This is a genomic window from Nonomuraea sp. NPDC049158, assembly GCF_040648335.1.
Taxonomy (GTDB): domain Bacteria; phylum Actinomycetota; class Actinomycetes; order Streptosporangiales; family Streptosporangiaceae; genus Nonomuraea.
This window is the reverse complement of sequence record NZ_JBEZDM010000045.1, coordinates 37,398-47,951: the sequence shown is the minus strand read 5'-3', so window position 1 is coordinate 47,951 and position 10,554 is coordinate 37,398. Positions and strand designations below refer to the sequence as shown.

At 70.5% G+C, this 10,554-nt stretch carries 13 protein-coding genes; 5 read left to right on the top strand and 8 right to left on the bottom strand.

The features are described 5' to 3' along the window. The first annotated feature begins 15 nt into the window (after window positions 1-15). Together AB0B61_RS50260 and AB0B61_RS50255 are read left to right on the top strand one after the other, a co-directional pair. Window positions 16-141 carry a hypothetical protein gene (locus tag AB0B61_RS50260; RefSeq protein ID WP_358448259.1) on the top strand — a complete coding sequence of 42 codons (126 nt, stop codon included), beginning with the start codon at window positions 16-18 and terminating at the stop codon, window positions 139-141. Between the two features lie 232 nt (window positions 142-373). Further along, complete coding sequence (locus AB0B61_RS50255; RefSeq protein WP_358448257.1) at window positions 374-1,285, top strand: TIGR03621 family F420-dependent LLM class oxidoreductase; 912 nt, start codon at window positions 374-376, stop codon at window positions 1,283-1,285. Here AB0B61_RS50255 and AB0B61_RS50250 read toward each other — a convergent pair. Next, window positions 1,275-2,240, bottom strand: coding sequence for a zinc-binding dehydrogenase (locus tag AB0B61_RS50250; RefSeq protein WP_358448255.1), 966 nt, complete (start codon window positions 2,238-2,240; stop codon window positions 1,275-1,277). The two genes, AB0B61_RS50255 and AB0B61_RS50250, sit on opposite strands and share 11 nt — an antisense overlap. Before the next feature lie 59 nt (window positions 2,241-2,299). Between AB0B61_RS50250 and AB0B61_RS50245 the strand changes: the two genes are divergently transcribed. Then, window positions 2,300-2,884 carry a histidine phosphatase family protein gene (locus AB0B61_RS50245; RefSeq protein ID WP_358448253.1) on the top strand — a complete coding sequence of 195 codons (585 nt, stop codon included), beginning with the start codon at window positions 2,300-2,302 and terminating at the stop codon, window positions 2,882-2,884. Between the two features lie 16 nt (window positions 2,885-2,900). Here the strand turns inward: AB0B61_RS50245 and AB0B61_RS50240 are convergent, their stop codons facing one another. The 6 genes from AB0B61_RS50240 to AB0B61_RS50215 form a co-directional block, all read right to left on the bottom strand. Then, entirely contained in the window at window positions 2,901-3,167 is a 267-nt protein-coding gene (locus tag AB0B61_RS50240) for a sigma factor (protein ID WP_358448251.1), read from the bottom strand. Then, window positions 3,167-4,048 carry a hypothetical protein gene (locus tag AB0B61_RS50235; RefSeq protein WP_358448249.1) on the bottom strand — a complete coding sequence of 294 codons (882 nt, stop codon included), beginning with the start codon at window positions 4,046-4,048 and terminating at the stop codon, window positions 3,167-3,169. Before AB0B61_RS50235 ends, AB0B61_RS50240 begins: the two co-directional genes overlap by 1 nt. 21 nt (window positions 4,049-4,069) lie before the next feature. Further along, on the bottom strand, window positions 4,070-4,828 hold the full coding sequence (locus AB0B61_RS50230) for a hypothetical protein (protein ID WP_358448247.1): 759 nt from the start codon (window positions 4,826-4,828) through the stop codon (window positions 4,070-4,072). A 47-nt stretch (window positions 4,829-4,875) separates the two neighbouring features. Further along, complete coding sequence (locus tag AB0B61_RS50225; protein ID WP_358448245.1) at window positions 4,876-5,127, bottom strand: hypothetical protein; 252 nt, start codon at window positions 5,125-5,127, stop codon at window positions 4,876-4,878. 87 nt (window positions 5,128-5,214) lie between these two features. After that, window positions 5,215-5,451, bottom strand: coding sequence for a DUF397 domain-containing protein (locus AB0B61_RS50220; protein ID WP_225299640.1), 237 nt, complete (start codon window positions 5,449-5,451; stop codon window positions 5,215-5,217). Next, window positions 5,452-6,273 carry a helix-turn-helix transcriptional regulator gene (locus AB0B61_RS50215; RefSeq protein WP_225299863.1) on the bottom strand — a complete coding sequence of 274 codons (822 nt, stop codon included), beginning with the start codon at window positions 6,271-6,273 and terminating at the stop codon, window positions 5,452-5,454. It abuts the gene before it with no gap. 221 nt (window positions 6,274-6,494) lie between these two features. Between AB0B61_RS50215 and AB0B61_RS50210 the strand changes: the two genes are divergently transcribed. Next, a complete protein-coding gene (locus AB0B61_RS50210; protein WP_358448243.1) occupies window positions 6,495-7,001 on the top strand; it encodes an ATP-binding protein in 507 nt (168 codons plus the stop codon). Between the two features lie 79 nt (window positions 7,002-7,080). Continuing rightward, entirely contained in the window at window positions 7,081-9,501 is a 2,421-nt protein-coding gene (locus AB0B61_RS50205) for a helicase-associated domain-containing protein (RefSeq protein ID WP_358448241.1), read from the top strand. Here the strand turns inward: AB0B61_RS50205 and AB0B61_RS50200 are convergent. Continuing rightward, window positions 9,485-10,483: an ABC transporter substrate-binding protein gene (locus AB0B61_RS50200; RefSeq protein ID WP_358448239.1), complete on the bottom strand. Its 999-nt coding sequence runs from the start codon at window positions 10,481-10,483 to the stop codon at window positions 9,485-9,487. The two genes, AB0B61_RS50205 and AB0B61_RS50200, sit on opposite strands and share 17 nt — an antisense overlap. Between the last annotated feature and the right edge of the window lie 71 nt (window positions 10,484-10,554).

Here is a 10,554-nt window from a genome sequence, read left to right as displayed (position 1 = left end):
GAGGTGAGGTACTCGGTGTCTGAATTTCTGGCCTCTCTGCTCGCGAAGGCGGGCATGATGCTGTTGGAAATGCTGATCGCGCGGATCGTCCACGCGCTGGTCACGTCCCTCGCGGGCCGCGCCGCCTTCCGCCTGGCCTGATCTCGCCGCGCGTGCCCGCCGGTCAGGGCCTTTGTTTCCTGTACGGCACAGCCGCCCCACCCGCCACCCGCCGCACATGGCTGAGGGCCTCCAGGAAAACGGCCGCTGAACCCGCACATGGCCGGGCGCCGTTACGTGCGCGCAGTTGACCATCTCCGTGGTTTCGCGGGGTGATCGCCCCTAAGCTGACAAGCGTACCTACACAAGCGCTTGCTCAAGCGAAGGAGATGCCGTGCGGCGGTTCAGGTTTGGGGCGGTGGTGCGGCAGGCGGAATCGGGTAAGGCGTGGGCGGACAAGGCCAGGCGGCTGGAGAGTGCCGGGTTCGACGTGCTGCTCGTGCCCGATCACCTGGTCGGTCCGCGGTTCGCCCCCGTGGCGGCGCTGGCCGCCGCCGCCGGCGCGACGACGCGGCTTCGGGTGGGGACTCTCGTGTTCGCGAACGACTTCCGGCATCCGGCCGTGCTGGCCAAGGAGACGGCGACCCTCGACGTGCTGTCCGACGGGCGGCTCGACGTGGGGCTCGGGACCGGCTGGATGGCCGACGACTACCAGCGGGCCGGCCTGCCGTTCGAGCCGCCCGGGGTGCGGGTGGACCGGCTGGCTGAGGCCGTGGCCGTGCTGAAGGGGCTGTGGGGCGACGGGCCGTACACCTACGACGGGGCGCATTACCAGATCCAGGCACTCGACCAGCAGCCCAAGCCCGTGCAGCGGCCGCATCCGCGACTGCTGCTGGGCGGCGGGGGGCCGCGGATGCTGCGGCTGGCCGCCCGGGAGGCCGACGTGGTGAACCTGGGGATGCGGGTACGCGCCGACGGCACCGGGCCCGACGGGAGCGACGGCGGGCGGCAGGCGTTCATGGACAAGCTGCGGACGGTACGCGCGGCCGCCGGCGACCGCTACGACCGGCTGGAGCTGGGCACGAGCGTGGTGCAGGTGGGCGTACGCAAGCCGGAGGAGACCTGGAGCGCCGCCGACACCTCACAGCTGGACGAGACGCCACAGGTACTCCTCGGCACCCACCACGACATAGTCGACAAGCTCCGCTACTGGCGGGATGAGCACGATATTTCGTATTTCGTGGTGCATCACGAGCGCGACCTCGACGCCTTCACCCCGATCGTCGAGGAGCTCGCTACGGGGTGAGGATCACCTTGCCCATGGTGTTCCTGCTCTCCAGTGCCGCATGGGCGGCCGCGGCCTGCTCCAGCGGGAAGGACTGGACGGCGGGCGTGAGCTCGCCGTTCGCCGCCGCCTCCAGCGCCCGCTCCTGCAGGTCGTCCATGCCGCCCTGGCGGCCGAGCAGGTAGGCGAGGGCGTCGTACGAGGTCACGCCACGGGCCTTCAACTCGGCCTCCTCAGGATGGAACCACTCCCCCGACGCCTGCCCGAACACGACCTGCCGCCCACCTTCAAGGAGTTCGAAGGCGGTTCTGCCGAGTTCGCCGCCGACCCCGTCGAAGACGATCGTGACGTCGCCGACCGACTCCCGTACGACGTCCGTCCAGCCGGGCGTGCTGTAGTCGACCGCCAGGTCGGCGCCCAGCGAGCGGACCCGGGCCGCCTTCGCGGGGCCGCCCGCCGCTCCGACGACCGTCGCGCCCACCCGGCGGGCGTGCTGGACGAGCAGCGTGCCGATCCCCCCGGCGGCGGCCATGATCAGCACCACGTCCGAGGCCGTCACCGGCGCGACCTCCAGCAGTCCCAGCGTGGTGGCGCCGGTCGAGAGCATGGCGACCGCGGCGCCGTACTCCAGCCCGTCGGGAAGCACCGTCAGACCGGCGGCGGGCGCGACGGCGAGCGACGCGTAGCCGCCCGAGGTCACCTCGCTGGTCACCACGCGACTGCCCAGCAGGCCGGGGCCGACGCCCTCACCGACCGACTCCACCACCCCCGCCACCTCGTGGCCGAACGTCGCGGGCAGGTCGGGCGCGGGGTGCGGGCCGATGGGGATGCCCCGCCTGAACAGCGTCTCGATGAAGTGGACACCGACGGCGTGTACGGCGATGCGGACCTCGCCGGGGCCCGGCAGGGGATCAGGGACGGATTCATAGCGGAGGTTCTCGGCAGGGCCGTAGGAATAGAGCCTTATCGCGTGCATGCCGCCCAGCCTGCTACCTGAACCACGGTTGAGGTCAACCGTGCCGGATGATGGAAGTCATGGACGAGATGGTGTTGCTCAGGCACGGCGCGACAGAGTGGAGCAAGGCGGGCAAGCACACGGGCCGCACCGATGTGCCGTTGCTGCCCGAGGGCGAGGAGCAGGCGCGGGCGCTGGCGCCGCTGGTCAAGGAGATGACGTTCGACCTGGTGCTGGTGTCCCCCGCCCAGCGGGCCCGCCGGACGGCGGAGTTGGCCGGGCTGGAGGCGTACGAGGTGGACGCGGATCTGTGGGAGTGGGACTACGGCGGCTACGAGGGCATCACCACGCCCGAGATCCGGGAGACCCGGCCGGGCTGGTACCTGTGGCGTGACGGCGTGACCCCCGGCGACGCCGAGCATCCCGGGGAGAGCGCGACCGACGTCGGCGCGCGTGCGGACCGGGTGATCGCCAGGGCGAAGGCGGCAGAAGGGCGGGTGGCACTGGTGGCGCACGGGCACTTCCTGCGCGTGCTGACGGCCCGCTGGCTGGGCCTGCCGCCCACCGACGGCCGCCTGTTCAAGCTCGACACCGGCACGTACTCACGGCTGGGCTACGAACACGCCGAACCCGTGGTGACGGCCTGGAACGCACCGGTCACCTGACCCCGGCGCGCGCGGGTCAGCCGACCTCAGCCCGTACCGCCGACGCGTGCAGCGCCTTGCTCACCAGCCAGCCCCGCAGTGAGCCGTGTCGGGGCTCGTACGACAGCGGCCGTTCCCACAGCCCGACGAACACGTCCTGGGTGATCTCCTCGGCGGACACCCGGTTCCCCGTGATCTTGATCGCCACCCCGTACACGAAGGGACTGTGCTCGTCATAGGCGGCGGCCAGCGCGTCGAGGTCGCCCGCGACCAGCCGGGCGTGCAGGTCCACGTCGGGGCCCATCAGTCACATCCCAGCGTGGAGGCGGCCCGGATCAGCTCGCGGGCGAGCGCGGGATCGCCCTCGGCCGCGTACGGGAAGGAGTCGGGCGGCCACCGGCCCGCCAGCAGCTTGCAGAAGTGGACGGCGTCCGCCGACACCAGCACGGCGACACGGTCGGGCGTCGACGAGAGCGGCACCGTCCACGTGCCGCCGCCGGGCCCGGTCAGCACGACCGTGGCGGCCACGTCGCGGCGCGGCCCCTTGACGGCCCTGGGCAGCATGGCCAGCCCGAACTCGGCGATCATCCGCACGTGCTCGGCGGCCGGGGGCGCCGAGGACCTGGCGGTGGCGGTCCTGATGTCGTCGGCGTGCGTCCAGGTCTCGAACGTCCGCTGGACCATCGCGTGCCGCAGCGGCCCGCGCGCCGGGCTGGTCCCGGCCAGCTCCACTTCGACGCCGAGCAGCACGCCGGTGCTGCCGGAGACGCGTTCGAGCAGGGATCCGGCCTGCTCGCGCCAGCGGCGGTGAGCCGGCAGGTCGCCGACCGCCGGTACGCCCATGAAACCCGCGACCCTGGCGTCGTTGGCGGCCAGGTGCTCGACCATGCCGCGCACGGTGCCGTGCTTGGCCAGCGGCGCCTCCCATTGCGCCACGCTGAGCTCGCCCAGCAGTTCGTCCATGAGCGCGACCTGCTGGGCATAGGGAACGGCCACGGCCGCGACCGCCGTCTCGGCGGGGCTGCGCCGCATCCGCGCCTTGGCCAGCATCGCCTCCCGCAGCCCGGGCGGCGGAGAGACCGCCTCCCCTGGGGCGTCCAGGAGTGCGATGGCCGCGCCGCAGTCCGGGCACGAGGCGACGTGGTCCTGGGAGCCCTGCCCGTTATAGAGGTACGAGTCCGTCATGGCTACCTCCGCAGCCCGACGCTAACCCGATGTGCCTCCGGGCGCCAGACGACTGCCGGGGAAGGGCGACAGGAGGGTCTCGCGCCACGGCCCGTCGAGGAAGTCCCGGGCCCGCTTGGCCCAGTCGAGCAGGCGCGGGTCCGGCGGCACCTCGTCGTCCAGCCCGAGGGCGGCGTCCCGGGCCCGCTGCGTGCGCAGGTGGTCGTCGAGCGACACGCCCCAGACCGTGACGGCCTCGGTGTCGCAGAACAGCACCTCGTACAGGCCGACCAGGTGATGCCCGTGCTCGGCCAGCAGCGGCGCGCGTTCGGTGCGGACCGCCTCCAGGTAGTCGAGGGCGGCGCCGGGTCGTACGCGGGCGCTCTCGAACACGTAGAACTCGGCGGTGGCCACCTCGCTCAGGTCCGGACAGCCCGGCACGGCGCCGAGCGGGCGGGAGAAGGCGGAGAAGCGCAGGTCGTCGATGTCGGACAGGAACAGACGGTCGTCCACCCCTCGGTAGATCTCCATCATCTGGCGCCAGCCACCGTCCCACCCGCCGTGGCAGTCCCACAACGTGACCGCCTTGAACTGCGGGTGCCCGGTGATGCCCACGGCGTAGAAGGCGCCGGCCAGGTCGATCTCGCGGGACCTGATGGACATGCCGGAGGTCAGCGTGGGCGCCTGGCGGGCCTCGTCCTCGCGCTTGTAGCGGGTCAGCCAGGTGAGGTACTCCATCGGGCGCCGGGAGTTCATCGGCCGGAAGTCGACCTCTTCGAGAAGGTAGATCCCACGCCGCATCCAGGGCTCCTTTGACCAAGCGATTGCTCGGCCTCAACCCTAGCCGATCAAGCGCCCGCTTGGGTAGGCTGCGGTCCCCTCCCCGTCAGCCACTCCAGCACCCTGCGGTGCCCGGAGGCGGCGTCCTCGAAGTGTCCCCAGTGCCAGTAACGCGGCTGGTCACGGAGACCCGTGACCCACGTGCGATAGGAGACGGGAGCGCCGGAGGGCGCCACGCCGTAGGTACGGATCACGACCTTGCCGCCGGGTGCGAAGAGCACGTCGTCGGCGATCGGATAAAGGGTCATCTGGTCGAGCATGTGCTGATCATGGAGTCCGCAGGAGGCGGGGCGGTTACGCCTCCGGCGCGCCCCCGTTAAGGGGACCCGCCGGAGGTTAACAGCCGGTTACACCAGGAGACCGTCGAACTCCCCATCCTTCACTCCGAGCACGAGGGCTCGGATCTCGTCGCGGGTGTAGATCAGGGCCGGGCCATCGGGGAAGCGTGAATTGCGCACGGCGACCCCGCCGTCGGGGAGCTTCGCGAGTTCGACGCAGTTCCCCTGTGAGTTGCTGTAGTGGCTCTTGCGCCAGGCGACCTGCTGCAGGTCGGTCGCGGGCATGCCGTTGTAGGTCTGCTTCATCTACATCTTTCTGAGAAGACCGCCGATGAGCTCGACGGTGCCCCCTGGCGTGGTGCTCTCCACGCATAACTGCTCCATAGCCGTGAGATATGGATCGATGTCCTCACGCTTGTCCAGGTACAGGGCACCCCAGAGCTGCTCGACATAGACAACGTCCGACAAGTCGGACTCGGGAAATCGCAAGATGCTGAACGCGCCACCTTCAGCGGCGTGCATGCCATATCTGAAGGGCATCACCTGAATGGTGATATTGGGAAGGGCAGCGACTTCCAGCAAATGCTGAAGCTGCTCGGACATGACCTCCCGCCCGCCGATGGTCCTCTTGAGGGTCGCTTCGTCGATGACCGCCCACAGTCGCGGGCCGTCCTTCTGCGTGAAGCGCTCTTGTCGCTGCATGCGCAGATGCACGCGGCGCTCGATCTGCCCAGGGGTCTCATCGGGGTTGCCGAGTTGGTATACCGCGCGTGCGTATGCGGCCGTCTGCAACAGACCGGGCACGAACTGCACCTCATAGGTACGGATCACGCTGGCTGCTTCCTCTAGCCCCACGTACGTGGTGAACCACGCGGGCAGAACGGCTGAATACTTGTGCCACCACCCGGGGGTGTTGGCTTCGCGGACCATCTCCAGCAGGGCACGGCGCTCGGCGTCGTCGACGACGCCGTACAGGGTGAGCAGGTCCTCCACATCGCGTGTCTTGAATCCGACGCGACCGAGTTCCATACGGCTGATCTTCGACTCGGACGCCCGGATGTGGAATCCGGCCTGGTCGCGGGTGAGCTCGCTGGCTTCACGCAGCCGCCGCAAACTGGCGCCAAGCATGATGCGCCGAACGGTCGAACCTGAACCGGGCGGATCGAGGGACACGTGCTGCTCCTTGGTCGTTTCCTTAGCACACAGTCTGTCACTCCACGGCCGAAAGATCATATGCCGCGGACAAGATCCCCTTTCCCACTGATTGACCTTTTGGGGCAACGGTAGCGCTTGCACACGGTGTCTGCACGTGCATTCGCTCTTGCACCTGCACGAGAGTTTGCCCCAGAATGATCAACGTGCAATCCACCACGGCGACGCAGGGCACCTGGACCACGTTCGACTGGTGGCCGCCGCTCGGGTGGTGGCCCGAAGCCGCGCGTGACCTGCTGGTCCCAGGCCCGGCCTCGAGCGCCACGTTCGTCCTCCCGCCCACGCCGTCCTCGATCCACTCCGTCCGCAGCTTCACCAACGGCACCCTGACGGCATGGGGGCTCGGCGAGCTGATCGAGAACATGGAGCTGGTGGTCTCCGAGCTGGCCACCAACGCGCTGCGGCACGGATTACACCTGGCCGAGCCGCATTGCCAGCGCCCGGTCCACATGTCCCTGGTGCGCCGCGGCTCACTGGTTACCAGCGCCTTCACCGATCCAGGCTCATCGGTGCCCGTGCTGAGATACCCTGGCCCTCTCGACACCGGCGGCCTCGGACTCCACATCGTCGAATCGCTCAGCCACCGATGGGGCTGGTCCGCACTCGCGCCCCACGGGAAGATCGTCTGGGCAGTCCTCTCCTGACCGGGGGTGATCTGCATTACCGTGGATGCTCATGGCTCACGGTGAGTCCCTGCGTGCGACCCCATGAGAGTGCTGACAGATGGAAGATCACCTGCTCGGCTGGCTACGAACACTTGACGAAGACAGGCTGGGCCGCATCCTGGCGACCCGGCCCGACGCCATCGCGGCCCCCTGGCCGCGGCGGCTCGACACCCTTGCCCAGCGGCTCGGCAACGGATTCGCCGTGATGGAGGCCCTGCGCGGCCTGCCCCTTCCCTGCCTTGAGCTGGCTCAGGCGTGCCTGGTCGTGCGGCACGCCACTCCCGAGCGGCTGGCGGCCTTCCTCGGCGCGCCGGCCGAGGAGCTGACCCCCTGGCTCGACCTGCTGCATGACCACGCGCTGGCCTGGCCCGACGGCGAGGGCGTCATCCGCCTGGCCGAGGCCGTGTCGCGGTGGTGGACCGCGCCCCTCGGCCTGGGCGAGCCGCTCGACCACTACCTCAACTCCTGGACGATCAGCAACGACACGCTGCGCTCGCTCGCCCGCAACCTGGGGCTCCCACCCGACGGCAACAAGCGCCGCACGGTCAGCCGGGCCAGCGAGGTGCTCGGCGACCGGGCGCGGCTCGACGCGCTGCTGCGCGACGCTCCCGAGGGCACGGTCCGGCTGCTGGAGGCCTTCGCCTGGGAGGGCCCCGTACGCGACGTCGACGGCGGCCGGTTCGTCATGCCCGGCACGCCGGAGAAGTGGTCCGCCGACCACGGCATCCTCTACCGGCCGAGCTGGCACGTGGCCGAGATGCCGCGCGAGGTGGCGCTCGGCCTGCGCGGCCCCGACTACCACCCGCCGTTCACCCCCGAACCGCCCGAGGTGGCCACCATCCCGATCGACCCGGAAGAGGTCGATCACCTGATGACGCTGGCCGCTCCGCACGTGGTGGAGCGGTGCGCGGCGCTGCTCGACAACGCCTCCAAGGCGCCGCTGCCGCTGCTCAAGACCGGTGGCGTGGGCGTGCGCGAGGTACGCAGGGTGGCCAAGGAGACCGGCTGCGACGAGGACGAGACCCGGCTGCTGCTGGAGATCTGCACCGTGGCCAGGCTGCTGGCCTGGGACGAGCCGTCCGGCGGCATGATCCCCACCGAGCGGTTCGACCGCTGGCGGCTCGACGAGGGCTCGGCCCGGCTGCGGGTGCTGCTGTCGGCCTGGTGGCGCATGGAGCGCTCGTCGCTGCGCAAGATCGACGGCAAGTACGGCACCGTGCTGGGCGACGACCAGTCGGGCGCCGCCGTGGCGCGCGTGCGCCGGGCGGTGCTGTCGGTCCTGTCCCACCTGCCGGCCGGCACGGCCTTCGCCGATCGCGCCGGCCTGGTGCGCAACGTCCACTGGCACTCCCCGATGCTCGACCAAGAGCTGCTGGCCGAGTGCGCGTCAGCGGTGCTCGTCGAGGCGCAACTGCTCGGGCTGCTGGCCAACGACTCGCTGACCGACCTGGGCAGGGCGCTGGCCGGGCTGGCCGCCAAGGCGGGTGAGGAGAGCGACGACGCGGTGCCGCTGGTCGAGCACGACCCGATGCTCGCGGAGGCGTCGACCAGGGCGCTGGCCAGCGTACGCAGGAGCGCGCTGTTCGGCCCCGACCTGACCGCGGTGGTGACGGGACCGCCGGCCGCCGAGCTGGCCGCGCTGCTCGACCGGGTGGCCGAGCGGGAGTCGCGGGGCGCGGCCTCGGTGTGGCGGTTCACCACCGAGAGCGTGCGCCGCGCGCTGGACCACGGCTACGAGGCCGATGAGCTGCTGGAGGAGCTGTCCGGCGTCGGCACCATCCCGCAGCCGCTCGAATACCTCGTACGCGACGTCGCCCGCAGGCACGGCGAGGTGACGGTGACCACGGTGGGCTGCGTGGTGCAGGCCTCCGACCCGACCCTGCTCGCCGAGATCGCCGGTCACCGGCGGCTGGGCCGGCTCGGCCTGCGGCTGCTCGCACCCACCGTACTGGTGAGCTCCGCGGGCGCCGAGCGGACACTCGCCGCGCTGCGCGAGCACGGCTACTCGCCCGTCCCCGTCGCCGACGGCGGCGAGATCACGATCCGCCGCACCCGCGTCGAGGAGCCCCAGAACGGCAAGCTCATCCTGCTGCCCGGCGGCCAGGTGGCCGAGCTGTCGGAGCTGGCGGCGATCGGCGGCGCCGAGGCGATCCCGCACATCATCGCCGAGCCGATCCCCGACCCGCACGAGCACGCCGCCCGCCTGATCACCGCCAGCCGGGCGGCGAACGAGCGCGCCGGGCGCACCTGGGCCGTCATCGGCCGGATGGCGACCAGGCTGCCCACGGCGCAGCAGTCACTGCTGGGCTTCGTCGTGGACCGGGGCGTGCGGGCCGGCATCACGCTGACCGACGGCCTGACCGCGACGATCAGCCACGGCGAGCTCAAGGGCGGCGCCCTCGACGCCTGGTGCGAGGAGGCCGGCGACTACCTGGAGTTCCCGCTGGCCGAGATCGTCGAGGTCACGGGAGCTTATTAGCCTTCTTCAGGTTGGCCACGAGGCCCTCCACGAAGTCGGCGTAGCCCTGATAGCTGTAGGGGGCCTCGGCGCTCCACGGGTAGAGCTGCCCGGCCTTGACGGCGGGCAGCTTGGCGAAGGTGGGCTTCTTCATCATCTCGGCGGGCTTGAGCGACTGGGTACGGGTGTCGTAGAGGATGACGTCGGCGTCGTAGGTGTCGGCGTTCTCCCAGCTCAGCGTCTGGAAGAAGCCGCCCTCGTCGACCTTGGTCGGCGTGACGACGGTCAGGCCGTTCTGGGTGAGGTGCACGATGTCCGGATATTCCGGCGGGTTCACCACCCACATGGCGTCGGAGCCCGCCGAGACCATGAGGATCTTGAGGTCCTTGAACGCCGCCAGCTCCTTGCTGGCCGCCGCCAGCCGGTCCTTGGCCTCCGGCACCCCCTGTAGGTCCGCGCCCAGCGACGTGGCCAGCTCCTCATACTTGCCGATCACCTCCATGGCGCTGCGGCCGGTGAGCATGATGCCGGCCGTCGGGGCGACCTGCTCGATCGTGGCCTTCGACTTCTCCGGTACGTACCAGAGCGTGCCCTTGATGTACATGCTGCTGACCAGCAGGTCCGGCTGGAGCCCGATGTACTGCTCCACGTTGAACTCGTCCCAGACGTTGCCCAGCCCCGTGACCTTGGTGATGTCGACGTTGCCCACCTGGGGGTCCCTGGCGCCGTCCTTGAGCTTGTGCGGGCCGAAGACGCCGACCGGGCGCACACCGAAGTCCCACAGCGCCGCTGCCGCGCCGACCTGGGCGACCACCCGGGTGGGGCGCTTGGGCAGGCTGAGCTTCTTGTCACGGTCGTCGGTGAACGTCCACGCGCCCGCCGCGCCGCTCGGGGCCGCCTGGGTGGCGGCGCCCTCGCCACCGCAGGCCGCCAGGGTCAGGGCCGCCGCGACGCCCGCCGTGGCCGCGAAAAAGCCCCTGCGAGGCAGTACCGGTCCCGACATGTCCATCTCCTAAGGTTAGGCTTGCCTTGGTTGTGGGGCTTTACCTTAGCCTCGCCTAAACGTGACCGTGA